Below are 24814 nucleotides of genomic sequence, written 5' to 3' on the forward strand. Positions count from 1 at the left end.
TATTTAAACGATGCGGTAATTGTCGCTGCGCTTAAATATAATAAAGACTACAAAATCAGACTCTGCAGATAATTCTTATAAGCACATAATCAAACCGTCCCGCTTGCAGATTAAAGAAACGCGATTACTATTAAATACGCAGCTCGCACATGATTGGTCATTCCGATCATGTCATTATCAACTCATGAAGAGGAAATATATTATGACTCAACATCGAGGCGGTTCAGGTAATTTCGCAGACGACAAACAGCGGGCATCTGAAGCGGGTAAAAAAGGCGGACAGAATAGCGGCGGAAGTTTCAGCAACGACCGTGAAAAGGCGTCTGACGCTGGCAAAAAAGGGGGTCAGAGCGGCAATCGCGGCGCCTGACAGCTTATTTCAGGGATAAACTCTGCGGCGCAGTGATTGCGCGTTTAATGACTATTCTGCATCAGAGAACGCTAACCTCTGCTGTCTGAAATCTCATATTAATGAATAAACTGCATACGTCATTTGACGTCTGCTTTGCTGTTTATTACTGCATGGAGAACGCTTATGAAAGTTGAATCTTTGCTCGACCTTTTTATTCACGATCTTTCAGATGTTTATAGTGCAGAAAAACAGATTACCCGCGCGCTGCCCAAAATGGCGCGTGCAGCTTCTGATGAAACGCTTAAAGCAGCTTTTAAACAACATCTGGAAGAGACCCAGGGACAAATTGATCGTCTTGATCAGGCAGTGGAAGCGCACGAAGAATTACGCATTAAACGCATGAAGTGCCATGCGCTGGAAGGTCTGGTAGAGGAAGCGCAGGAGCTGATTGACGCGACCGAAGCGGGCCCGGTGCGTGATGCTGGCCTGATAGGCGCGGCGCAGAAAGTTGAACACTACGAAATTGCCACCTACGGCACGCTGGTGGCCATGGCCAAAAAGCTGGGCCTCGATCAGGCCGCCAGTCTGCTGGCAGAAACGCTGGCTGAAGAAAAATCTACCGATGAAAAACTCACAACCATTGCGGAACAGCAGTAACGCATTATTACAAAGGCCAGCCTATCGGCCTGACTGTTAACACTGAGGTGAGCCATGTTTCGACACGTTAAAAAATTGCAGTACACCGTCAGGGTAAGTGAACCGAATCCCGGACTGGCCAATCTGCTTCTGGAGCAGTTTGGCGGCCCGCAGGGCGAACTGGCAGCTGCCATGCGCTATTTTACTCAGGGTCTGGGAGATGACGATCTCGGACGCCGTGACATGCTGATGGACATTGCGACCGAAGAGCTGAGCCATCTTGAAATTATCGGTTCGCTGGTAGGTATGCTTAATAAAGGGGCCAAAGGCAAGCTGGCTGAAGGCACGGAAGCGGAGGGCGAACTTTATCGCTCTATTACCGGTGCGGGTAATGACAGTCATCTTACCTCTATTCTCTATGGTGGCGGCCCGCCGCTGACAAACTCAGGTGGCGTGCCATGGACCGCAGCGTATATCGATACTATTGGCGAAGTGACGGCGGATTTGCGCTCCAATATCGCCGCGGAGTCACGCGCTAAGATTATTTATGAACGCCTGATTAATGTGACTGATGACGTCGGCGTAAAAGATGCGCTGGGCTTTCTGATGACGCGTGAAGCCGCCCACCAGCTCTCTTTTGAAAAGGCGCTCTACTCTATCCGCAATAACTTTCCGCCGGGTAAACTGCCGCCAATCGAAGAGTATGCGCATACTTATTTCAGTATGTCTGACGGGGATGATGTACGCGGCAGCTGGAATTCAGATGAGAACTTCAACTATGTCGCCGATCCTCAGCCTGCCGTAGATGGCGGCGATGGTCACGCCTCAGTGGTGCTCTCTGCGGATGAAGCGGCAGCGCTGAAGGCTATGGCCACCAGAACCGCCTCGAATCCTGATGTTAATCCGGAAACCGGTGCTGAACTGGGCAGTGAAAAGCCACAGACGTAACCCGTAAGGAGAGATCAATGCATCATAAACCTGTACAGCATGCTCACGCAGGTTATCAGCCTGATAAAGATGAGCCTGAACTGCCTGATGATGATGCGGGCAGTGCGCCAGAATCGGGTGATAAGCAGCCTGAATAGACGCCCCTCCTTCTGACCGCCTTCGGGCGGTTTTTTCATCATAAAAGTAATTTTTTTATTGGCGTAAGCCAGCCTGAGGCGCAGAAAAAATAAGCGAGACGGTAAAAGCACGTTAATTAACGCAGCAAACTCAGCACGTTAAAATTTTTATTTTTTTATTCTGGCGTTTTTCTGATTCTGGTCTATGTTCCTTTAGTCACGTTAGTACCAATAATCACTATAAGAAGTTAAGGAACTTTTATGGATTTCGCTCGATTTAAAACACGGTTACAGCAATGGGAGCATTTGCACTTTACCAGCGTAGAATTACAGCAGCGCGATGGCCGCTTTGAAATCTACGCTACTGCAGCAGAGCATCAGACGCTCAGCCAGCTCTTTATCTGCAATGTCAGCAATGAATCTGCCGCGCAGGAAGAGATAAAACAGCTGCAAAGCTGGCTGCAAAAAATTAAGTCTGGCAGAAGTAAGCGTCTGAATGCGCGCCCGGTTCGTCAGGTCACGGTAAATGTCCCTGGAGTGAGCCTGAGCCGTTAAGCAACCGAATAGCTATTTCAGCGTTAATCAGGCAGATGTACAACTTTAAACTGAATGACGTTAATTAAGTGCGCTGCCTTTAATTAACTGTACAAATCAGCTAAAAGTGTACAGAAAAGAAAGAAACGCCTGAGCAGGATTGAAAGGAAAATGGGAGAAGCTCTTCACGGATGGAAGAGCAGAAAGCGTGGTCAGGCATCATCTGGCGTATAGCCAACAACAATTTCCAGTGTGCGACGCAGAACGTCAGCTTCAGCGCTGCCACTGGCCGATTCCAGCGCCATAATCAGGTAAAGAATAATCGACTTATTAGTCACTCGTCCCTCAGTAGCAAGGATGCTGCGTATTACCCCATCCAGCACCTGTGACTCATCGCTTAACGCATGGCCGGCATCGCGAAAATGCGCAGCCAGCTCATTATCAGGCAGCACATTGTATAAGTTTTGAAAATCTGCCATTTTTCCGTCTCAAACTGTTAAAGATAAGGCCGCAGTATACCTTATCGGGCTGGATTAATGTTTACGGCTATTGCCGGATGACTGGTCATTGCCAAACAGGGGATGAACGTTATCTTTTTCCGGTTCGTTTCGTTGTTGCTGACCAAGAGAAATGCTGGTCCGGACCTCTTTCAGGGCCATGCTGATTGCGGTGCGATACTCTTCATCGGCGGCCTGCATCTGCATATTCTGCAGCTCTGCCATCAGCGCGTGGGTATTAACAGGCCCGGAGCGCTGAAGCAGCGTCAGGGCAGCTTCACCGATGATTTCGTCTATACTCTTCTGGTGTTTGCTCATCTTCATAGTGAATCTCTGTTTGCCGCCACTTCAAGATGAAGTACGACAGTAAAACAGCGCCACGCAGTGCGTGGCGCGATACAGCTGGTCACAGGTTATACATGAGGTTGTGCACTCTTCCCTGTTTACTTAGTCTGAATATAACCCGGTCGTAAATCTGGTATTAGCTTTCCCGCTCAAACAGCAAGCCGATAAGCTGATGATAATGCTGCTCTTCTTCTGCTTCTGTTGCCAGTTCAAGGCGACGTAACAGCTTAGTGCAAATGGATTTGCGATTCAGGTTGCGGCCTTCACGCAGAATCTCCACGACAATCTGTCCCAGCGTTTCCTGCTGAGACGGCAGCGATGCTTTGCTAAAGTAGTTGGCAATCGCCTCAACTGAGTTCGGAGCATATCCGTTCTGGCGCATAAGTGACTCCCGTAAAATGTTAAAATTAACAATAAAAAAGTGGAAATCTAACCTGTTGTACAGGATTCCCAAAAAACTTGTACAGAGAATAATGAATGGTGAGGTAAGTTTTTTTTGCAAAAAGTGCTATCAGATGAGGATTGAGGCAAATTTACGCACATTTTCAGACGGGAGATCAGCGGGAAGTGCGCTCATCGCCGCCACAGGCTGACGATGAGCAGGGAGCTTAATGGCGGCGTGCACCGGTGCCGGCAACGGTAACGCTATCCGATCGCTCTGACAACGCTTTTAACGGCGAATCAGAACGACGGTCGGCCTGCTCTGTAGAGCGATAGTCCAGCAGCCACTGCTGCGCCTCATGGATCTGGCTGTCGCGCACCGCATCTGTTTCGCGGCAAGCCATCTGATGCAGTTCAGCCGTGAGGGATGCCAGAGTCACATCTGCACGGCGCATCATTAACGCCCAGGCGGCTTCCCCAATAACCGGATACTCATTTTTCATACTTTACCTCCTGAGAATGTGAGCTTGCGCCAGGTTCTCAGGTTTCAGTATAGACCACTACTGGCAAATGTCGTCCGTTATAGCTACACGCCCGGCGGCATTGCGCCATACGATATTTATCCCTTTGCCAGATCTGTTATTTATCGCCCTGCCCTTGCCCCGCTACGCTTATATTTCCATGCAGAATCTGTAATTACCATACGACAGAACCCCTGCCTGATTAATAATCAATCCCTTCGGATTGACCCGCCCCGCTTAATATATTCTTCTGCTGAGTTCATATTAACCAGATAAAACGGACTCACCATCTATAATAATTATCATCCGGCAACGTTTGTTTAATCGAAGCGTGGCTGACTGACATTTTAATAATAAATCGGGATGCATATATGGATCGGAAATTAATCGAAACGGCAACTATTCTGGGCGATCTTCTGCTTGAAAGAAAACTGACTGTCACCACCGCAGAATCCTGTACTTCAGGCTGGGTCGGCTCTACCCTCGCGGCCGTCGGCCAGAGCAGCCAGTTTTACAGCAGCGGCTTTATTACTTATACCGATCAGGCGAAACATCGGGTGCTGAACGTCAGTGAAGAGACGCTGGCACGTGACAGCGCCGTCAGCGAAGCCGCCGTGCGTGAAATGGCTGCAGGCGCAAAAGCGCTTTCCGGCGACGATAGCAGCATTGCAGTGAGCGGTTATGCCGGACCAGATGGCGGTGAGGATGGTACACCAGCCGGCACCGTCTGGTTTGCCTGGGGCCTGCCTGATGGCACTATTCAGACCTGTTGTCAGCGTTTTTCCGGCGAAAGCGAAGAGGTCGTCCGGCAGGCAACAAAATATAGTCTTGAGCAGCTGACGGCACGACTCCAGGCTCTGCTCAGCCAGTCCGCCCCGGACAGCTGAGTACGTTTTACCTGAACAGCCTGTGCGGTCTGCGATTATCGGGTTGAATTCCGCTCCGTTCACCCGCACTCTTAAGCTTTCGACCTGACAGGAGTAAATGTAATGGCAACCGAATATGCGATCGTTGCGGGCGGCTGTTTCTGGTGTACCGAAGCCGTTTTTAAAGATGTAATTGGTGTTGAATCGGTTGAAAGCGGCTATACCGGCGGGGAGCGCCCTGATCCGACTTATGAGCAGGTATGCAGCGGGGCAACCGGTCATGCTGAAGCTATCCGTATCGGGTTTGATCCGGCGCAGATAAGCTACGGCGATCTGCTGGATATCAGTTTTGCCACGCACGATCCTACCCAGCTTAATCGTCAGGGAAATGATATCGGAACGCAGTACCGCTCAGCGATTTTCCCTGCTAATGCTGAACAGGAAGCAGAAGCGATTGCAGCCATTGCGCGCGCGCAGGAAGATCATGATGTGCCGGTGGTGACAACCGTAGAACCGCTCAAAACCTGGTATCCGGCGGAAGCCTACCATCAGGACTACTGGGAAGGTGCGGGTCAGCGCAACGGCTACTGCATGGCAGTCATCCCGCCTAAACTGCAGAAGCTGCGTAAAAGCTTCGCCAGTCGTGTGAAAACCGCTTAAGTTCTGCATACCGTCTTATCTGCAGGCCATTATTCAGGGTGGCCTGTTATATTTTCCGCAACCGCGCCGCCATTATCCGTCATAATAGGCCCCTTTTCCGCTAAGTGAACGCCACCATGACGCCTTCAGTCCCTGCTACGCCGATGCGCCGGCGGACAATGAAACTTAATACGCTGGTCACGCTGATGCTGAGCGCCGTGATTGTCCTGGTGCTGTGTACCGTGCATATGTTCTATTTCTTTCAGATTGGTGCCTCTACCCGGTCACAGCTGGAAGATAAAGCGATGGCCGTCGCGCGTACGCTGGCCACATCGCCAGATGTTCAGCGAGCGCTGCTGCTCTCCCCCGCTGAAGCTCATCTGCAGCCGGTCGCAAAAGCGGTTGAGACCAGCAATAATCTGCTGTTTATCACGATCACTAATATGGCGGGCATACGCTACTCCCATCGTAATCCGGAACTGGTTGGTCAGCATTTCATCGGCAACGATATTCAGCCTGCGCTGCGCGGTCAGGAAAATGTCTCTGTCAATCAGGGCTCCCTGGTTCGGGCACTGCGTGTTTTTACCCCGGTGTTCAATGCCCAGCATCAGCAGATTGGGGTGGTGGCTATCGGTATCTCACTGGATGCCGTCACCGATCAGATTAACCAGAGCCGCTGGATCATCCTCTGGACTATTCTTATCGGCGCGCTGGCGGGCGCGCTGGGTACGCTGATCCTGGTGCGCGTGCTGAAACGTATTCTGTTCGGGCTGGAACCTTATGAGATTTCTACCCTGTTTGAGCAGCGTCAGGCCATTCTCAATTCCGTCAAAGAGGGCGTGGTGGCGATGGACGATCGGCATGAAGTGACGCTGATCAATCAGGCTGCCTGCCATCTGCTGAGCGACGCAGCACAGACGCAGCGCGCGCCTGATGAAAGCTGGCGCGCTGACACCACCGCCGTCGAACCGCAGCTGCGCAGCGTGCTGCAGAGCGGACGGGCGCGGCGCGATGAGGAGATTAACGTGAATGGCCGACTGCTGCTGACCAATACCGTTCCGGTACGCACGGCGGAGCGGATTATTGGCGCGGTCTGTACGTTCAGGGATAAAACCGAGATCAGCCAGCTGATGCAGCGCTTAAGCGGCATGGTAAACTATGTCGACGCCCTGCGTGAACGCTCGCACGAGTTTATGAACAAGCTGCATGTGATCCTCGGCCTGCTGCATATGAAAAACTATGCGCAGGTTGAAGCGTATATCCTGAAAACCGCCAATAACTATCAGACAGAGATCGGCTTTTTGCTGGATAAGATCAAATCCCCGGTGATTGCGGGGATCCTGTTAAGTAAAATCAATCGCGCCTCAGACTGCGGGCACCGGCTCACTATCAGCGACGCCAGCTACCTGCCAGACAGCGGCAGCGAAGCGCAGATGGCGGCGCTGATTACCGTAACCGGCAATCTGGTCGAGAACGCGCTTGATGCGCTGCGCGAGCAGACCGAAGGAGAGATCCACCTGATGCTCCATTATCAAAACGGCTGGCTGACCTGCGAAGTGAGCGACGACGGACCGGGCATTGATGCTGCGCATCTGGCGACCATTTTTGATAAAGGTTTCTCCACCAAAGGCGAAAACCGCGGAGTCGGACTGTTTCTGCTTAAGCAGCAGGTGGAAAGCCTTGGCGGCAGCGTCAGCGCAGAGTCTGAGCCCGGCGTATTCACGCAATTTTTAGTCCAGCTACCCTGGGATAAAGGAAATTAAACCGCATGATTAATGTTTTAGTGGTTGACGATGATGCCATGGTTGCCGAACTCAACCGCAGTTTTATCGGTCAGGTACCCGGTTTTAACTGCTGTGGTACGGCGGCAACGCTGCAGCAGGCGCGCGATTTTTTATTCAATAGCGACACGCCGATCGATCTGCTGCTGCTGGATATCTATATGCAGCAGGAGAATGGCCTGGATCTGCTGCCTGAGCTGCGAAAAGCGCAAAGCCCGACAGAAGTGATTATTATCTCCTCTGCGGCTGATGCAGAAAATATCAAAACATCGCTGCACTACGGGGTGGTGGATTATCTTATTAAGCCGTTTCAGTTTCCGCGTTTTGAAGAGGCGCTGACCAGCTGGCAGCAGAAAAAATCGCTGATGGATAACCACCAGCACTATCAGCAATCTGACGTCGATCTGCTGATCCACGGCAATCCGGCAACGCATCACGACAATAAGCGTCTGCCCAAAGGCCTGACGCCACAAACGCTGCGCACGCTCTGTCAGTGGATAGATGCGCACCCCGCACAGGAATTCTCGACCGATGAGCTGGCTGCAGAGGTGAATATTTCACGCGTCTCCTGCCGCAAATATCTCATCTGGCTGGCGCAGATCAATATTCTGTTTACCAGCATTCACTATGGCGCCACCGGACGTCCGGTCTATCGCTATCGTCTGCAGCCGGAATATCGCTCGCTGCTGCAGCAATATTGTCAGTAGTGCAGTTTCCACGTGGTATCAGCTGGCCGGAATCGGTAGTGACGCGGTGAAGAGCAGACGATCTGCCGATCGCGGGTGACAAAAATGGCATCGATGTCGGACTGGCTGGCGAGCCAGTTCAGTCCCTGTTCTGTGCCCATGCCATACAGTAGCGTGGTATAGATGTCGCCATCCAGCGAGCGGTCACTTATCACCGTCACGCTTAACAGTTCATTATCCAGCGGATAGCCGGTACGCGGGTCAAAAATATGGTGCCAGCAGCGCCCCTGCTGTTCAAAGTAACGCTCATAGATCCCGGACGTGACGACTGATTTCTCCCGCACCTCGATTACGCCGAGTAACGCGTTATCGTCAGCAAAGGGCTTTTTCAGCCCAATTTGCCACCCCTGCGGTTCATGCAGGGGCGCACCCAGCGTCTGCACATTGCCGCCAAGATTGATCAGCGCCTGCGTCACTCCCTGCTGACGCAGCCACTGCTGCACCCGATCGGCAATATAGCCTTTGGCTATGGCACCGAGATCGATCTCCATACCGCGCTGCGGCAGATAAACCGACTGCGCCGCAGCGTCCAGCACGACCTGATGCGGGTTGGTAAGGGGCAACAGCGCGGTGATGTCAGCGGCAGCGGGCACGCTGTTGCCCTGAAAACCAATTTTCCAGCGCTTAACTATCGGACCAATGGCGAAGTTGAACGCGCTGTCCGGCAGCGTGCTGACCGTATGGGCCACCTGAATCAGATTAAACACTGCGGGACTGACCGCCACCGGTCGCTCGCCAGCGGCATGGTTAATTGCCATGACCTCTGACTGCACCCGGTTGACGGTAAACAGATTCTCCTGCTGTGCAATCAGGCGAAACACCTGCTGTGCCAGCGCGGCGTTATTTTCAAAGAGTTTCAGCAGCACAGGCGATCCCATCTGAACGGCTGAATAGCTGTAGACACCTGCCTCGTTAGCCATAGTTGCCTCATTACTACCGGTGCCCGCGCAGACGGGCACCGGTGCAGGTTAATTACCTAAGGCGAGTTTAGCGGCGTTATGCCCCGCTTTGATACCAAAGATGATGATATCCGCTACGGCATTCCCGCCGATGCGGTTGGCGCCGTGAATACCGCCGACCACTTCCCCGGCAGCCCAGGCGCCGGTGATCGCCTGGTTCTGCGCATTCAGCACTGCGGTTTCCGTGTTGATGGTGACGCCACCCATGGTGTGATGAACGCCAGGCGCCACGCGAATAGCGTAGTAAGGCCCCTGATTCAGCGGATGGCGCAGCGCCGTTTTGCGGCCAAAATCTTCGTCATGCTGGTTAATCACACACTCATTGTAGCGACCCAGCGTACTCTGCAGTGATTCCTGGTCCATATTGAGCTTAACCGCCAGCTCGTGCGGCGTGGGTGCGCTGATGACAAATCCTTTGGCGATATATTCATCAGCGGCTTTGTTATTACGGCGCACCTGCTCATCGAAGATGATCCAGGCACTTTTCTCCGGCAGCGCAATAATCTCCGCAGAGACTTTATCGCGCGTCTCCATTTCGTTATAGAAACGCTTGCCCGCCTGGCTTACCAGAATTGCCCCGCCGCCGCGCATCGCTTCTGAAATCAGATAGGAGGTGGTCTGTTCAACCGTGGGATGGATCTGAATCTCGCCCATATCAACCGTACCGGCGCCAATATGCTGCAGCATCGCAATGCCGCTGCCGGTGGCGCCGGCGTGGTTAGTCGTGACAAAGCCATCCAGTTCCGGGCGATATTTCACTACCATCTCCCGGTTGGCGCTGAAGCCGCCGGTGGCAACAATCACACTTTTTGCGTTGAGAATGCGGCTGTCGTTATACTCATCCACCACCTTAACCCCGGTTACCACGCCGTTTTCACACAGAATTTCAGCGACTGAGGTCTCAAGCAGCACCTCAATGTTGCGCTGGTTAACATTTTTCACCAGCCCGCTGATCAGGAAGCCCCCTACCGCTGAGCGATCTTCAGGCCGGTGCGTACGGTCAATGCTCATTCCGCCCGTGATAGTGATATCGCTGAGCTCAATCTGCTTCGCTGCCAGCCACTCAATGGCTTCCGGCGCGCGTTCGACAAACTCATGCAGCAGCTGCGGATTATTTTTACCTTTACCGCCTTTCAGCGTCTCTTCATAAAACAGCGCTTTGCTGTCTTCAATGCCTTTCAGCCTCTGATAGCGCGTCTCGGCGGCGTTCATCCCCACTGACGCCTTAATGGTATTTCCGCCAATGGTGGGCATTTTTTCAATCAGTACCACGCGGGCGCCGTCGTCATGTGCCTGAATAGCCGCCGCGAGACCTGCGCCGCCGGTGCCGATGACCACAACATCGTAATTGACCGGCGCGTTCGGGTTGCCCCCTTCCTCAATCACATACTCTTTGCTGGAGGTTGCCAGCGCACGCGATACCGCTTTTTTCAGCGCCTCGCTTTGCGTAGTGGCCCCGGTAACCGCATCGACGTGCGGACTGTTTGCAACCAGAATGCGCTCGCGCAGGCTTTCAAACGTACTGGTGAAGTCAACATCCAGCGCCGGATCCGGCACCAGTTCGATGTCGGTAATACGATCGGTATCCAGCGTGACGTTGATTTTCAGCTTCAGCGCTTCCGCCTCTACCTTCGCCTGATACACACCGGCTTTATATTTGCGATGGCCGTCGCTGACGTCGCGGATCATGGCGTCCACCAGCGAGAAGCGCCAGAGCGGCTCCGGAATTGTCAGCTCCTCGCGTTTGGTACTGTCGATGTAGAGTTCAAGGTGCTCATTGTTAATAACGCGATCCGCCCAGTTGGGCCAGGCGATACAGGCTTTCCCGACGGCAACCAGATCGAAGCCCGATTCCAGCGCCAGTTCGGCATCCTCTTTATTCACCACGCCGCCGACGCCAATAACCGGAATGCGGGCCAGCTGTGCTGAACGCTGCGCAATGTATTTGGTAATCAGAGGCGTGGGATCGCTGGTGTCAACAATGGAAGGACGCAGCAGCTGACCGACGGAGAAGTGCACGTAATCAAGGCCGCGCGCGGCGAGCTTCTCCAGCAGATAGAGGGTGTCATCCCAGCGGATACCGGGCACTTCAATCTCTTCCGGTGAAAAGCGATAGCCGATAATAAAGTCTGCGGCAGCAAAGCGATCGGCCATCTGATGCGTGATTTCCAGGACCTCCAGCGGAAAGCGCGCCCGGTTATCGCGACTGCCGCCCCATTTGTCGCTGCGCTGGTTGGAGTTAGGCGAATAGAACTGCTGGATCAGATAGGTATTGGCACCGTGAATTTCCACGCCATCAAAACCCGCTTTGATGGCACGGTTCACCGCATCACCAAACTTTTTGATCATGACATCGACTTCATCTGCGGTCAGCGCCTGCGGTGTGGTGGCCCCTTCGCGCGGCGCCGCGATGGCGCTGGGCGCGACAGGCGTTTTCCCGCCAATCAGCGCCGGCTCAACCATGCGGCCACCGTGGTAAATCTGCAGGATAGCTTTAGAACCCTGAGATTTGATCGCATGCGCTATTCTGGCCAGTCCCGGGATCTTGTTGTCGCTGTCGATGGCGATGGCGCCAGGAAATGCCGGACCACGGTTATCGATAAACGCACACTCTACGATGACGGTGCCGATTGTGCCGGCACGCACCCGATAGTAGTCAACCAGATCGCTGGTGACGCCACCGTCGTAATAGCCGGTACAGGTTGTCATGGGTGCCATCACCAGACGATTTTTCAGCACGGCACCTTTAGGCAAGGTAAGGGGTTTTAGCAGCGGGGTAAGCGTGTTCATGATAAGCGACTCCGAAAATCAAAAATGAAATTCAATTCCTGGCAGTGTGACCGGTTAAATAATTAAAGTGGTCCGACTTCATGCTGTAAATATAACATTTAATTTAGTTACATAACTTATATCATTAGTTATATAAAATACCGATAAGGAAAACCTATTTTCAGCAGGGAAGGAGCGTAACGCGTTCCGCTAAGTTTCGTTCAAAACTTGATTAAAATCAAAGTTAATTCAAATCACAAAAATAAACTATATATTTCATTGAGTTAAAAATCACACGCCTGCCAGATATTGGAAAGAAAGCGCTTCACATCCTGCATTATATCGTGAGGCACGCCCTGAATAAGCGTCATAACACACTGAAAATAACGCAGATAAAAATAAGCGCTCTATTTTATTGATCTGGATCAAAATAGGTATTTTAATTAATCGCATCATAACGGCATAAATTAGATAATTCGCGAAACAAAATTGCTTTCTGCTTTAACACAAGCGTCATGAACTTCCTGTACTGATGCCGCAAAATGGATCATCCAGGTATAAAGGCACTGGTACTGATATCGCATTCTTCTCAACGTGCAGACAAAAACTATGAACCTATCAACGCAATCGCATGAACCCACCAAAGCGCCGCCTGCGGCGCCGGGTAAAAAAAATCGCCTGCTGATGCTCTGCCTGCCGGTACTGGTTGCACTTCTATTGCTGCTGGTGCCGACACCTGCCGGACTGGAGCCCTACGCCTGGCACTTCTTCGCCATTTTTGTCGGTGTTATTGTCGGCCTGATTTTTGAGCCGCTGCCGGGCGCCGTGATTGGGCTTACCGGCGTGGTGGTCATCGCGCTGTTTAGCCAGTGGGTGCTGTTTAGCCCGGCAGAGCTGGCCGACCCGGCATTTAAAACGGCAGCGCAGTCGTTCAAATGGGCAGTCAGCGGCTTCGGCAACTCTACGGTCTGGCTGATTTTTGGCGCCTTTATGTTTGCAGCCGGCTACGATAAAACGCAGTTTGGCCGCCGGCTGGCGCTGATTCTGGTAAAATATCTCGGTCGCCGCAGTCTGACGCTGGGCTACGCGATTACTTTCGCTGACCTGCTGCTGGCGCCGTTTACGCCGTCTAACACCGCCCGCAGCGGCGGGACTATCTATCCGATTATTGCCAACCTGCCGCCGCTCTATGGCTCTAAGCCTAATGACCCCAGCGCCCGCAAAATCGGCTCTTATCTGATGTGGGTGGCGATTACCGCAGCCTGTATCACCAGCTCGATGTTTCTCTCTGCGCTGGCCCCTAACCTGCTCGCACTGGCCCTGGTTAAGAGCGTTATTGGTTTCGATATCAGCTGGGGGATGTGGTTCCTCGCTTTCCTGCCGCTGGGGATTCTGCTGATTCTCACCATGCCGCTGCTGGCTTACTGGCTCTATCCGCCGGAAGTCAAAGTCAATGATGAGGTACCGCGCTGGGCGACCGCCGAGCTGGAAAAGCTGGGCCGCCTGTCGCGCAATGAGATCCTGCTGCTGCTGTTTGTCGTCGCGGCGCTGATGATGTGGATTTTCGCAACGGCATGGATCGAGCCCGCTATGGCCGCGCTGCTGGTGATTGTGCTGATGCTCTGGACCGGCGTACTTAACTGGAGTGATATCACCAGCAATAAAGCCGCCTGGAATACCTTTGCCTGGTTTGCCACGCTGGTTGCGCTGGCCGATGGTCTGGCACGCGTCGGTTTTATTGCCTGGCTGGGCAAAGAGGGGGCGGTGCTGCTACAGGGTTACGATCCTCAGGTCTCCGCAGTGGTGCTGCTGATTGCCTTTTATCTGCTGCACTATCTGTTTGCCAGCACCACGGCGCATACCACCGCCCTGCTGCCCGCCATGCTGACTATTGCCGCCTCAATTCCAGGCATTAATATGCCGGTGTTCTGCCTGATGATGTGTACCTCGCTGGGTGTGATGGGCATTATCACCCCTTACGGTACCGGCCCAAGCCCTATCTATTACGGCAGCGGCTATCTGCCGACCAAAGATTACTGGCGGCTTGGCACCATCTTTGGCGCCCTCTTCCTGGTGGCGCTGATGGTTATCGCTTATCCCTGGATGGTCATGATGTTCTGATGATGTTGCTTTGATGTTAAAAAACGCAGCCGCGTCAGCCTGTTTCAGTGTTACTATGCTCGCCAGTCAGCTCCTGATACGGGCTGGCGAGAGAAAATAGCACCACAGATCGCCTAATTTGCCGCCCGCCGCGCAGGCGGGCAACACGAAGCTAAGTGAGCCAACATGTCGAACAAACCCTTCTATTACCAGAACCCCTTTCCTCTCGCCAAAGATGATACTGAATATTACCTGCTGAGCCGCGAGCACGTTTCGGTCGCCAGCTTTGAGGGCGAGGAGGTGCTGAAAGTCGCACCAGAAGCGCTGACGCTGCTGGCGCAGCAGGCGTTTCATGACGCCTCTTTTATGCTGCGCGCCTCACACCAGCAGCAGGTTGCCGCTATTCTGGCGGATGATGAAGCGAGTCAGAATGACAAGTATGTCGCGCTGCAGTTTCTGCGTAACTCAGAAATCGCTGCTAAAGGCGTACTGCCAACCTGCCAGGATACCGGCACCGCGATTATCATGGGTAAAAAAGGCCAGCGCGTCTGGACCGGCGGCGGCGATGAAGCGGCGCTGTCGCAGGGCGTCTATAACACCTATATCGAAGATAATCTGCGCTACTCGCAGAACGCCCCGCTGGATATGTACAAAGAGGTCAATACCGGCACCAACCTGCCGGCCCAGATCGATCTCTACAGCGTGGATGGCGATGAGTATAAGTTCCTCTGCATCGCTAAAGGCGGTGGTTCAGCGAACAAGACCTACCTCTATCAGGAAACCAAAGCGTTAATCACGCCGGCAAAATTAAAAAACTACCTGATTGATAAAATGATGTCGCTCGGCACCGCTGCCTGTCCGCCCTACCATATTGCATTTGTGATCGGTGGTACCTCTGCGGAGAGCACGCTAAAAACGGTTAAGCTCGCCTCAACGCATTACTATGACTCGCTGCCAACGGAAGGCAACGAGCACGGTCAGGCGTTTCGCGATATCGTGCTGGAGCAGGAACTGCTGGAAGCGTCGCAGCAGCTCGGACTGGGCGCGCAGTTTGGCGGTAAATATTTCGCTCACGACATTCGCGTGGTCAGACTGCCGCGTCACGGTGCCTCCTGCCCGGTAGGCATGGGCGTCTCCTGTTCTGCTGACCGTAACATCAAAGCTAAAATCAACCGCGATGGCATCTGGATTGAGAAGCTGGAAGATAATCCGGGACGCTATATTCCGGAAGCGCTGCGCCAGCAGGGCGAAGGCGAAGTGGTGCAGGTAGATCTTAATCGCCCGATGCAGGATATTCTGGCCCAGCTCTCCGCTTATCCGGTGGCTACCCGCCTGTCGCTGAACGGCACCATTATTGTGGCGCGCGACATCGCTCACGCCAAACTCAAAGAGCGTATCGATAATGGTGAAGGGCTGCCGCAGTACATTAAAGATCATCCGGTCTACTATGCCGGTCCGGCCAAAACGCCGGAAGGACACGCGTCCGGTTCCCTCGGCCCTACCACCGCAGGCCGGATGGACTCTTATGTCGATCTGCTGCAGTCGCACGGCGGCAGCATGGTAATGCTGGCCAAAGGTAACCGCAGCAAACAGGTGACTGACGCCTGCCATAAGCATGGCGGATTCTACCTGGGCAGTATTGGCGGCCCGGCAGCGGTACTGGCGCAGCAGAGTATTAAAAGCCTTGAGTGCGTTGAGTATGCCGAACTGGGCATGGAGGCGATCTGGAAAATTGAAGTGGAAAATTTCCCGGCGTTTATTCTGGTCGATGACAAAGGTAACGATTTCTTCCAGCAGATCCACAATCAGTGCTCTGCCTGCGTAAAGTAAAGCGCTGAAGCAGACCCTGTAAAAAATCCGCGGCACCAGACCAGGCTGCGGATTTTTTTATTAATCTGAGAGCGCTTTCTTATGCGCGCAGCGACATTTCCCGCGCGGCGTCGCGCTCGGCACTCTGCTGGCGCGCATGCTGCAACGCATCATAAGTGGGCAGATTGACGCTGATAATGTCCTGTTCGACCGCATCCAGCACCTCATCGTGCTGCTCCATATAATCATATCCTGCGTTCATGATCTCTCCTTTGCGCAGAGGCGTTTCTCATATCCTGTCCTGCAAAGATGACAGGTTTATGAAAATATAGCCTCTGCAGCGACCGCCGGTACGAAAATCAGAAGAACCCGAGCGGCTGTGTGCTGTAGCTCACCAGCAGATTTTTAGTTTGCTGATAGTGATCCAGCATCATTTTATGCGTCTCCCGCCCGATGCCCGATTTCTTATAGCCGCCAAACGCAGCGTGAGCCGGATAGAGATGGTAGCAGTTAGTCCAGACGCGTCCGGCTTTGATTGCTCTCCCCATACGGTATGCGCGGTTGATATCCCGCGTCCAGACGCCAGCGCCAAGCCCGTAAATCGAATCATTAGCAATGGCCAGCGCCTCCGCTTCATCTTTAAACGTCAGTACGCCGACCACCGGTCCGAAAATCTCTTCCTGAAATACGCGCATGCTGTTGTTGCCTTTCAGCAGCGTGGGCTGAATATAGTAGCCGCCGCTGAAGGCTTCGCCAATCTGCTCAACGTTACCACCGTGCAGCACTTCCGCCCCTTCCTGCTGCGCAATCTCAAGATAAGAGAGGATCTTATCAAACTGCTGCTGCGACGCCTGAGCGCCAATCATGGTTTCCGTATCCAGCGGATCGCCACGTTTAATGGTTTTGATGCGCTTCATCACGGCCGCCATAAAGGGCTCAAAAATCGATTCCTGCACCAGCGCGCGCGACGGACAGGTACAGACCTCACCCTGGTTCAGGAAGCCGAGCACAACCCCCTCGGCCGCTTTCTCAATAAAGCTCTCCTCCGCCTGCATGATATCTTCGAAAAAGATATTTGGTGATTTTCCGCCCAGCTCCACCGTGGACGGGATCAGGCTTTTTGCCGCCAGCTCCAGAATATGGCCGCCGGTCGCTGTTGAGCCGGTAAACGCGATCTTGGCAATGCCCGGATGCGATGCCAGCGCTTCGCCCGCCTCTTTGCCGTAGCCGTGCACCACGTTAATGACGCCGGGCGGGACCAGATCTTTGATCAACTCAACAAACAGCGTGATGGAAAGCGGCGTCTGCTCGGCTGGTTTCAGCACCACGCAGTTACCTGCGCCCAGCGCCGGTGCCAGCTTCCAGGCGGCCATTAGCAGCGGGAAGTTCCACGGAATGATCTGCCCCACCACGCCCAGCGGTTCATGGAAGTGATAGGCGGCCGTGAACTCATCGATTTCGGCGGCGCTGCCTTCCTGCGCCCGGACACAGCCGGCAAAATAGCGGAAATGGTCCACCGCCAGCGGCAGGTCAGCGGCCAGCGTTTCGCGTACCGGCTTGCCGTTATCCCAGGTTTCATTAACGGCGATATATTCCAGATTTTGCTCCAGGCGGTCAGCAATCTTCAGTAACACCAGCGAGCGCGCCTGCGGTGAGGTCTTGCCCCACTGCTCTGCCGCCGCCTGGGCCGCCGCGACCGCATTATCAACATCTGCCCGATCGGAACGCGGGAATTCGCCAATTGCGCTGCCATTAACCGGTGAGGTGTTGGTAAAATAGTGACCGTTAACCGGCGCAGTAAACTCGCCGTTGATAAAGTTGCCATACTGCGATTGCAGAGTGATCAGAGAACCCTGTTCTCCCGGAGCAGCGTAACGCATGGTATTTCCCCTTACAGAGCGAATGGAAGTTAACAACTTTTAAACTGTTGATTAACATTGCGCGATCGTTTTTAGCCTGTCAGGTCTGCAGGCGGGAAACTGTGAGCCGACGCGGGAAATCGGTGTTAAAGCGGGACAGAATCATTTGTGCCGGAATGTTCTGAGTTTGGCTTTTTTGCCGCGCTAAAGCGAAACCTGAGCGTTATCTGTGGTCAATACCCTGCAGACCACAGATTCAGGAGAGAAAGATGCTGGCTTCAGCCATGATGCTAATGCGGGCCAAAGCGAACTTTGTACAGCAGTTTATTCGCGATCCGCGCACAATCGGCAGCGTCACCCCTTCATCAGCGGCGTTATGCCGCTGTATGTGCAATGCGGTAGAGTGGGATAGCAGCCTGCGGGTGGCTGAACTGGGCGCCGGCGATGGCGTGCTGACCCGCCAGCTGCTGTCGCGTATGGTACCGGCCGCGCAGCTTGACGTGTTTGAAATTAATCCGCAGCTGGCAGCAGAACTGCGTCAGTGGCACGATCCGCGCATGCAGGTCCAGGCACACTCAGCGGAGCTGCTGCAGGGTGAATATGACGCTATTTTTTCCGGCCTGCCGCTGCTGTCGCTGCCTGCGGCCACGCGTCACACCATTCTGAGCGCGGTGCATAATGCGCTGGCGCCCCAGGGCGTATTTGTCCAGTTTCAGTACACCTCGCTCACCCGGCACGATCTGTCGCGCTATTTTGTCTGGCAGCGGCAGCGGGTGCTGAAAAACATGCCGCCCGCCTGGGTCTATCGCTGTCAGCGCTGCGACGCTTCCTGATCCCGGGGCCGTACCTGCTGCCAGAAGCGCTGCAGCAGTGTACGCGCCCAGTCAGTATCCCCCATTACCGCGCTATCCGGCTGTACGTCAGCCGGTGTACAGGCCGTCATGATCTCGCGACTGAACTCCGGATGAAACTGAACGGAAAATGCCTGCGGCGAGTAGCGTAACACCTGACACGCATCCAGCGCTGAGCGCGCCAGAACCGTGGCCTGCGGCGGCGGGGCCAGTACCGACTGCCGGTGCGACAGCCAGGCGGAAAAGTGCGCCGGCAGTCCGTTCAGCCAGGCATCCGAAGCGGTCCGCGTCACGGTCTGCAGCCCGCGCTCCCAGCCGCGGGGATTATCGCCCACCTCACCCCCCAGCGCATACGCCATCAGCTGATGGCCGTAGCAGACGCCAAGCAGCGGCAGCTGCGCCTCTATTGCGCCGCGTATCCAGGCCGCAGTGCGCTCACTCCATCCTGCGTGGTCGGTTACCATCGCCCAGGAGCCGCTGAGGATCGCCCCGCTAATCTCCTGCCAGCCGGGAAGCGCGTCACCCCGGTGCGGACGCACGATAATATAGTCATCCGCCTGCAGCTGCAGCGCGTCAATAAACCACGCAGGCTGTTCGCCAATTTTCGCCACCACCTGCGGGGGCGGAACTTCAAGCTGTATTAATGCCAGGGGTAAAGTATAACGCTCCGTCATTGCCGGCATGCTCCTCTGCTGCGTCCGCTGTTAAGCTCTACTGTGACAGCAATTGCCAGCCGTGTCTTATGTTATTCCGCAACATGCTTATGCAGAAGCGGATGTCAGGATAGCGCTCAGATAATAGTATGTTGTAATTATAAAGTGGCGATTTTGCTGTTGAGTGCTAAACCGCCAGGTTGATGTGTCCTGTGCGGCAGGCTTCATGCCATTATTAAGCGTAAGTTCATTTTTCTGTGAAGGATAACAGCGTGGCCGTACGGCATTTTTTTCTGATTCTGTTTGTGGTTTCAATCTGGGCGTTTAACAACGTGGCGGTTAAATGGGGCCTTCTGGAGCTGCCGCCGCTGTTTCTGACGTGGATGCGCTTTGTCGTGGTCGCTCTGATCCTGGTGCCCTTTTGCCGTGTCACGCGCGCGCAGCTGCCGTGGCTCATCACCCTCGCGTTTACCTTTGGCTTTATGCATTTCTCGCTGCTGTTTGTCGGCATGCGCTATACCGATGCCGGTACGGCGGCTATCGTTGTACAGCTGGGCACACCCATTGCGATGCTGCTGGCGATGGCGATCCTGAAAGAGAAGCTGCGGCTGGTGCAGCTGTGCGGCATCGCTATCTCTCTGAGCGGCGTGGCCGTGCTCTCCGGCAGCCCGACTATCCCCGCCTGGTGGGTACTCTGTATCCTGCTGTGCAGCGCGTTTGGCTGGGCGGTCAGCAACATGATTGTCAAAAAGTCGCCGCCTATCAGTCCGCTGACGCTGACCGGCTGGATCTCATTCCTCGCCGTGCCGCTGGTTGGCGCTGCCTCATGGCTGACAGAGTCGAATCAGTTCAGCGCCCTGCAGGCGGCGGGCTGGCACGGCTGGTTCGGCATTCTTTACAGCGCTATCGCTTCTTCGATTGTTGCCTATACGCTGTGGTACGCCCTGCTGAAAAAATATAATGTTAATCTGATCATGCCCTATTCGCTACTGACGCCGGTGCTGGCTGTCATCATGGGCGTGACGGTGCTGGGCGACAGCATGAACAGTTTCAAAGTCTTTGGCGCATCGCTGGTGGTGCTGGGCACCGCCATTGCCGTGCTCAACCTGCGCAATCTGCGCATGCACGCACGTTTTCCGCGTCTGCGCCGGCGTTAGTCTCTCTTCGCTTAACCTGCATCCGCCGGAGTCTGCAGGCTTCAGCCGCACGTCACTGCTTGTTGTGCAGCTGCAGCGAACGCCTCCGGCAGCAGCTCCCCCTGCGGGGAGCGATTACGCCTGCGGCGTATCGTCTTCGCTCAGCTCATCATACATCGTCTGGATCGCCTCGCGGCTCAGCTCAGCCAGCGTACGATAAAACGCCGTGGTGGCGTGCGCTTCAACTTTGCCGAGGAACGCACCGCACCACGGCAGCAGATAAGATTCAAACAGCGCGCGCTGCGCGTCTGATTCATCTTCTGCAGACTGATCTTCCAGCCACGACGCCGCCAGCAGCAGTACGCCAAAGTGATCGGCAGGCGCGTCACTGAGCGGCATGCCGCGCGCGCTGAGAAACGCCCGGATCTCCGCTTCCGGCGCGCCTTCCGGCCACTGTGACGCGTAAGGCGGCACGCTGCACTCCTGACCGACAAACAGCGCGTTGTAATCCGCTGCCAGCGCCTGCGGATCGCTGCTCTGCTGCAGACGCGTCAGCAGCGCATCCTGCTCCAGCGGCCACTGTGCCTGCATTTTGCCTTCGCGCAGCAGCGTAAACAGCGGCATCAGCAGCGGATCCTGGGGCTGACGGTTAAACAGGGAGCCGATCACCCGGCAAAGCATAGAAAATTCATTCATCTGGCAGCATTCCTCACTACAACATTAAAAATCCAGTAATTCCGCGATCCGTTTACCGCTGCGCTGCTCCAGAAAATCGAGCAGGCGGCGCGGCGTGACATTTAACACCCGATCTTCAGGGAAATCCACCTCGCGCGTAATGCGCAGGCAGTGCTCAAAATGCCCCAGCGTAAAGGCGGTATGGGAATCGGAGCCAAATGCCAGCTGTCCGCCCGCGTCACGCACCGCCTCCGCAATCGCGCGGCAGTTAGGTTCACTGCCCGGACGCGAATGGGTAAACGAGGAGTTATTGATCTCCAGCGCCACGTTGTAGTGGGCTGCGGCTTCGGCAATGGCGCGAATATCCACCGGGAATTTGGGATTGCCCGGATGGCTGATGATATGCACCAGCCCGCCTGCCATCGCGGCGATCATCGCCTCAGTATGGTGCGCTTTGTCGCGCGGCGTGTAGACCGGCTCGTGAAACCCCGCCACGATCAGATCCAGGGCATCCAGCATCGGCCCGCTGCAGTCGATCTCGCCCTGCTGATTTTTAATGTTCGCTTCAATTCCGCGCAGGATCCCCACGCCGTCAATAACCCGCGGCCAGATACGCATATTAATGAAATGCCAGTGATGCGGCGCATCCGCCATATCGGGGCCGTGGTCGGTAATGGCAAATAGCTTCAGGCCGTTCTGTTTCGCCTGGGCGACATAGTCATGCAGCGTGCTGTAGGCGTGCGTACTGGCTACGGTGTGCATATGCAGGTCAACGGGATACATATTTTGCTCCTCTGAGATAAATTAATAGCCGCGCTGGCGATCCACGCGCCCCGGGGGCTGCTGCCCTTTTTCCAGCTGCTGAATGGCGCTGGCGATGGCGTCCATCGCCTGCTCCGGCAGCGTAATGGCGGCACTGTGTGGCGTGAGGGTAACGTGCGGATGCTGCCAGAGCGCATTTTCCGCCGGCAGCGGCTCCTGCTGAAAGACATCCAGCGCGGCGGCGGCAAGTTGCCCGCTGTTAAGCGCTGCCAGCAGGTCCGCTTCAACCACGTGCGCGCCGCGCGCCAGGTTAAGAAAGTATGCGCCGTGCGGCAGCGCGCGCAGGAAATCAGCGTTGATAAGATCGGTGGTTTCCGGCGTGGCGGGCAGCAGATCAATCACGACCTGGCAGCCGGCAAGGAAGTCGTGCAGCGCGGCGGCACCGTGGAAGGCGTGCACGCCAGGCAGGCTCTTCGGCGTGCGACTCCAGCAGCGCAGCGGGAATCCCCACTGCTGCAGGCTCTCCAGCACGCTGCGGCCCAGTACGCCCGCGCCAAGCACGCCAATGGTGAAGGCGTCGCGCGCCGGCAGCGGCAGCGGCTGCCAGCAGTGCGCCTGCTGCTGGCGCTGATAGTCAGCAAAGCGGCGATACCAGCCCAGCACGCACCAGTTCGCGTACTCCTGCATCTGCTGTGCCATGCCGGTATCCTCGAGGCGATACAGCGGCACCTGGGCGCTGAGCCTGTCAGGGTGCTGACGCTGCTGCTGCAGAAGTTCATCGACGCCCGCACCCATCGCGAACACTCCCTTCAGGCTTCGCTGCGCCAGCATCTCCACCGGCGGCGAACGTACAACGGCATAATCTGCACGGCCATTATCGCCTGGCTGCCACAGCCGGATTTCCGCGTCCGGCAGCCGCCGGCCGAGGCCCGTGAGCCAGCGCTGCGCGTCCATTGACGGGTGATACCAGATAATCTTCATACGCCTCCTTATTTTCTTTCAGCCTCCGGTAAACCGCGCGGCGGAGCAAGTAAAAACCGTCAGCGGCAACAATTTCCCACGTAATTACCCGGCAGCGCTTCACATTTCCATCGCCCTGCAGCGCCAGCCAGCACGATAGCGACTAAAGTTGGTTGAGTGGTCAATACGTTAGCGCACCACGTTTTCGGACAAGGAGAAAAACCGATGAGAAAAAATGTCATATTGATGCCCGCGCGCCTCTCTCTGCTGCTTACCACTGCCCTGCTGGCAACCAGCACGCTGGCCCATGCTGAAACCGGAAGCCGGATGCTGAGCCAGCCGCCGCAGCCGCCCGATGTACGCCTGGGGCCGCTCTTCAGCGCCGTGCAGAAAGCGCAGTTCTATCCCGATCAGAAAACCTTTGCTGACGCGATCCCGAAATACGATCCCGCCTCGATTCTCGCTGACTGGCAGATGCAAAAGAAGCAGCGCAATTTCGATCTCAAACGCTTCGTTGACATGAACTTTACCCTGCCCAAAGAGCAGGATAAATATGTACCGCCCGCCGGGCAGAGCCTGCGTGAGCATATCAACGGTCTGTGGCCGGTGCTGACGCGCAGCACGCCTGATGCCAGCCAGTATGATTCACTGCTGCCGCTGCCGAAACCTTACGTTGTGCCGGGCGGGCGTTTCCGCGAGGTCTATTACTGGGACAGCTATTTCACCATGCTGGGCCTGGCGGAAAGCGGTAACTGGGACCGCGTGCAGGATATGGTCGATAACTTTGCCACCGAACTCGATCGCTACGGGCATATCCCTAACGGCAACCGCAGCTATTATCTCAGCCGGTCACAGCCGCCGTTCTTTAGCCTGATGGTGGACCTGCTGGCCACGCATAAAGGCGATGAGGTTTACCGGCACTATCAGCCGCAGCTGCAGAAAGAGTATGACTACTGGATGGCTGACAGCGACAGCGTGGCGGCCGGTCACGCCAGCAAGCGGGTGGTAAAGCTCTCCGATGGCACCCTGCTTAATCGCTACTGGGACGCACGCGACGTGCCGCGTACAGAATCCTGGCTGGACGATGTGAAGACGGCAGAAAAAACCCCGGAACGAGACAAACCGCAGCTCTGGCGCGATCTGCGCGCCGGCGCGGCGTCGGGCTGGGATTTCAGCTCGCGCTGGTTTACCGATGCGCATAATCTCGCTTCGATCCGCACCACAGCGCTGGTGCCGGTCGATCTCAACAGCCTGCTGTTTCATCTGGAGCAGACGCTGTCAAAATCAGCCAGGCTGGCAAAACAGGATGACCAGGCAAAAGCCTTTGCCGCGGCGGCAGAAAAACGCCAGGCCGCAATCAATCGTTATCTGTGGGATGAGAAACAGGGCTGGTATGCTGATTACGATTTCAGTAAAAAACAGGTTCACAACCAGCTAACGGCGGCCGCTCTTTTCCCGCTCTATATGCAGCTGGCCGGAGATAAACAGGCTGAACGTACCGCCTCTGCAGTTGAAAAACAGCTGCTTAAACCTGGTGGTCTGGTGACAACCACGGTCAATAATGGCCAGCAGTGGGATGCACCTAATGGCTGGGCTCCGCTGCAGTGGGTAGCGGTAGAGGGGCTGGAGCATTATAACCAGCCGCAGCTGGCACGACAGATTGGCCAGCGCTTTCTGCAAAACGTCCAGCAGACCTATGACAAAGAGCATAAGCTGGTAGAAAAATATGTGGTTGAGGGCGCGCAGCTGGGCGGTGGCGGTGGCGGCGAATATCCGCTGCAGGATGGCTTTGGCTGGACCAACGGCGTGACGCTGATGCTGCTGGATAAATATTGCCCGAAAGAAAAAACCTGTAACAGCGCCAGTGATATCCCTGATATGCCGGCGCTGCAGCGCGCGAATTAATTTCGCACCGGCTA

25 protein-coding genes are annotated in these 24814 nt (G+C 55.1%); 13 read left to right on the forward strand and 12 right to left on the reverse strand.

What is annotated here, in order from left to right:
• Nucleotides 1–202 precede the first annotated feature (202 nt).
• From DBY66_RS02430 to DBY66_RS02445, 4 genes are all read left to right on the forward strand, one after another.
• The gene (locus tag DBY66_RS02430) at nt 203–370 is read left to right on the forward strand and encodes a general stress protein (RefSeq protein WP_108569265.1); all 168 of its coding nucleotides are present in this window, start codon (nt 203–205) and stop codon (nt 368–370) included.
• A 165-nt stretch (nt 371–535) separates the two neighbouring features.
• A complete protein-coding gene (locus tag DBY66_RS02435) occupies nt 536–1009 on the forward strand; it encodes a ferritin-like domain-containing protein (RefSeq protein ID WP_039383968.1) in 474 nt (157 codons plus the stop codon).
• A gap of 54 nt (nt 1010–1063) precedes the next feature.
• Nucleotides 1064–1936: a manganese catalase family protein gene (locus tag DBY66_RS02440; protein ID WP_039383967.1), complete on the forward strand. Its 873-nt coding sequence runs from the start codon at nt 1064–1066 to the stop codon at nt 1934–1936.
• A gap of 377 nt (nt 1937–2313) precedes the next feature.
• Nucleotides 2314–2607, forward strand: a complete 294-nt coding sequence (locus DBY66_RS02445) for a hypothetical protein (protein ID WP_052246483.1) — start codon at nt 2314–2316, stop codon at nt 2605–2607.
• 191 nt (nt 2608–2798) lie between these two features.
• Here DBY66_RS02445 and DBY66_RS02450 read toward each other — a convergent pair whose 3' ends face one another.
• The 4 genes from DBY66_RS02450 to DBY66_RS02465 form a co-directional block, all read right to left on the reverse strand.
• A complete protein-coding gene (locus tag DBY66_RS02450) occupies nt 2799–3065 on the reverse strand; it encodes a biofilm development regulator YmgB/AriR family protein (RefSeq protein ID WP_039383965.1) in 267 nt (88 codons plus the stop codon).
• 54 nt (nt 3066–3119) lie between these two features.
• The gene (locus DBY66_RS02455) at nt 3120–3407 is read right to left on the reverse strand and encodes a hypothetical protein (RefSeq protein WP_108569264.1); all 288 of its coding nucleotides are present in this window, start codon (nt 3405–3407) and stop codon (nt 3120–3122) included.
• A gap of 157 nt (nt 3408–3564) precedes the next feature.
• Entirely contained in the window at nt 3565–3810 is a 246-nt protein-coding gene (gene ycgZ / locus DBY66_RS02460; RefSeq protein ID WP_039383960.1) for a regulatory protein YcgZ, read from the reverse strand.
• Between the two features lie 226 nt (nt 3811–4036).
• The gene (locus tag DBY66_RS02465; protein WP_104084789.1) at nt 4037–4312 is read right to left on the reverse strand and encodes a hypothetical protein; all 276 of its coding nucleotides are present in this window, start codon (nt 4310–4312) and stop codon (nt 4037–4039) included.
• 389 nt (nt 4313–4701) lie between these two features.
• Here DBY66_RS02465 and DBY66_RS02470 point away from each other — a divergent pair, with 389 nt between their 5' ends.
• From DBY66_RS02470 to dcuR, 4 genes are all read left to right on the forward strand, one after another.
• A complete protein-coding gene (locus DBY66_RS02470; RefSeq protein WP_104084788.1) occupies nt 4702–5217 on the forward strand; it encodes a nicotinamide-nucleotide amidohydrolase family protein in 516 nt (171 codons plus the stop codon).
• A 102-nt stretch (nt 5218–5319) separates the two neighbouring features.
• Complete coding sequence (msrA, locus tag DBY66_RS02475) at nt 5320–5856, forward strand: peptide-methionine (S)-S-oxide reductase MsrA (protein ID WP_039383953.1); 537 nt, start codon at nt 5320–5322, stop codon at nt 5854–5856.
• A 158-nt stretch (nt 5857–6014) separates the two neighbouring features.
• Nucleotides 6015–7598 (forward strand): sensor histidine kinase, encoded by a 1584-nt coding sequence (locus tag DBY66_RS02480; protein WP_211049170.1) that lies wholly within the window; start codon nt 6015–6017, stop codon nt 7596–7598.
• 5 nt (nt 7599–7603) lie between these two features.
• Entirely contained in the window at nt 7604–8323 is a 720-nt protein-coding gene (gene dcuR / locus DBY66_RS02485; RefSeq protein ID WP_039383949.1) for a two-component system response regulator DcuR, read from the forward strand.
• On the opposite strand, the gene DBY66_RS02490 is transcribed toward dcuR, so the two are convergent.
• Together DBY66_RS02490 and DBY66_RS02495 are read right to left on the reverse strand one after the other, a co-directional pair.
• On the reverse strand, nt 8317–9282 hold the full coding sequence (locus DBY66_RS02490; protein WP_104084786.1) for an FAD:protein FMN transferase: 966 nt from the start codon (nt 9280–9282) through the stop codon (nt 8317–8319). The genes dcuR and DBY66_RS02490 overlap by 7 nt on opposite strands.
• Before the next feature lie 48 nt (nt 9283–9330).
• Nucleotides 9331–12111 (reverse strand): flavocytochrome c, encoded by a 2781-nt coding sequence (locus tag DBY66_RS02495; protein ID WP_108569263.1) that lies wholly within the window; start codon nt 12109–12111, stop codon nt 9331–9333.
• Between the two features lie 588 nt (nt 12112–12699).
• Here DBY66_RS02495 and DBY66_RS02500 point away from each other — a divergent pair.
• Together DBY66_RS02500 and fumA are read left to right on the forward strand one after the other, a co-directional pair.
• Nucleotides 12700–14211, forward strand: coding sequence for an anion permease (locus tag DBY66_RS02500; RefSeq protein ID WP_039383942.1), 1512 nt, complete (start codon nt 12700–12702; stop codon nt 14209–14211).
• A 165-nt stretch (nt 14212–14376) separates the two neighbouring features.
• Complete coding sequence (fumA, locus tag DBY66_RS02505; protein ID WP_071668755.1) at nt 14377–16020, forward strand: class I fumarate hydratase FumA; 1644 nt, start codon at nt 14377–14379, stop codon at nt 16018–16020.
• A gap of 79 nt (nt 16021–16099) precedes the next feature.
• On the opposite strand, the gene DBY66_RS17840 is transcribed toward fumA, so the two are convergent.
• Entirely contained in the window at nt 16100–16261 is a 162-nt protein-coding gene (locus tag DBY66_RS17840; protein ID WP_158086449.1) for a hypothetical protein, read from the reverse strand.
• Nucleotides 16262–16358: 97 nt separating this feature from the next.
• A complete protein-coding gene (locus tag DBY66_RS02510; protein WP_039383936.1) occupies nt 16359–17879 on the reverse strand; it encodes an aldehyde dehydrogenase family protein in 1521 nt (506 codons plus the stop codon).
• A 248-nt stretch (nt 17880–18127) separates the two neighbouring features.
• On the opposite strand from DBY66_RS02510, the gene DBY66_RS02515 reads away from it, so the two are divergent.
• Nucleotides 18128–18691 (forward strand): methyltransferase domain-containing protein, encoded by a 564-nt coding sequence (locus DBY66_RS02515; RefSeq protein ID WP_039383934.1) that lies wholly within the window; start codon nt 18128–18130, stop codon nt 18689–18691.
• Here the strand turns inward: DBY66_RS02515 and DBY66_RS02520 are convergent.
• Nucleotides 18670–19383 carry a glutamine amidotransferase gene (locus DBY66_RS02520; RefSeq protein WP_039385809.1) on the reverse strand — a complete coding sequence of 238 codons (714 nt, stop codon included), beginning with the start codon at nt 19381–19383 and terminating at the stop codon, nt 18670–18672. The two genes, DBY66_RS02515 and DBY66_RS02520, sit on opposite strands and share 22 nt — an antisense overlap.
• Nucleotides 19384–19634: 251 nt before the next feature.
• On the opposite strand from DBY66_RS02520, the gene DBY66_RS02525 reads away from it, so the two are divergent.
• Nucleotides 19635–20519 carry an EamA family transporter gene (locus DBY66_RS02525; protein WP_039385807.1) on the forward strand — a complete coding sequence of 295 codons (885 nt, stop codon included), beginning with the start codon at nt 19635–19637 and terminating at the stop codon, nt 20517–20519.
• Between the two features lie 114 nt (nt 20520–20633).
• Here the strand turns inward: DBY66_RS02525 and DBY66_RS02530 are convergent, their stop codons facing one another.
• Genes DBY66_RS02530 through ghrA form a run of 3 tightly spaced genes read right to left on the reverse strand, consistent with a single transcriptional unit; the run spans nt 20634 to nt 22916 of the window.
• Nucleotides 20634–21194, reverse strand: a complete 561-nt coding sequence (locus tag DBY66_RS02530) for a molecular chaperone (RefSeq protein WP_039383933.1) — start codon at nt 21192–21194, stop codon at nt 20634–20636.
• A gap of 24 nt (nt 21195–21218) precedes the next feature.
• Nucleotides 21219–21956, reverse strand: coding sequence for a phosphatase (locus DBY66_RS02535; protein WP_094111804.1), 738 nt, complete (start codon nt 21954–21956; stop codon nt 21219–21221).
• A 21-nt stretch (nt 21957–21977) separates the two neighbouring features.
• Entirely contained in the window at nt 21978–22916 is a 939-nt protein-coding gene (ghrA, locus tag DBY66_RS02540; protein ID WP_108569262.1) for a glyoxylate/hydroxypyruvate reductase GhrA, read from the reverse strand.
• A gap of 204 nt (nt 22917–23120) precedes the next feature.
• On the opposite strand from ghrA, the gene treA reads away from it, so the two are divergent.
• Nucleotides 23121–24800: an alpha,alpha-trehalase TreA gene (gene treA, locus DBY66_RS02545; protein ID WP_108569261.1), complete on the forward strand. Its 1680-nt coding sequence runs from the start codon at nt 23121–23123 to the stop codon at nt 24798–24800.
• The last annotated feature ends 14 nt before the right edge of the window (nt 24801–24814 follow it).

Source organism: Pantoea sp. RIT413, assembly GCF_003057675.2.
Taxonomy (GTDB): Bacteria; Pseudomonadota; Gammaproteobacteria; order Enterobacterales; family Enterobacteriaceae; genus Pantoea; species Pantoea eucrina.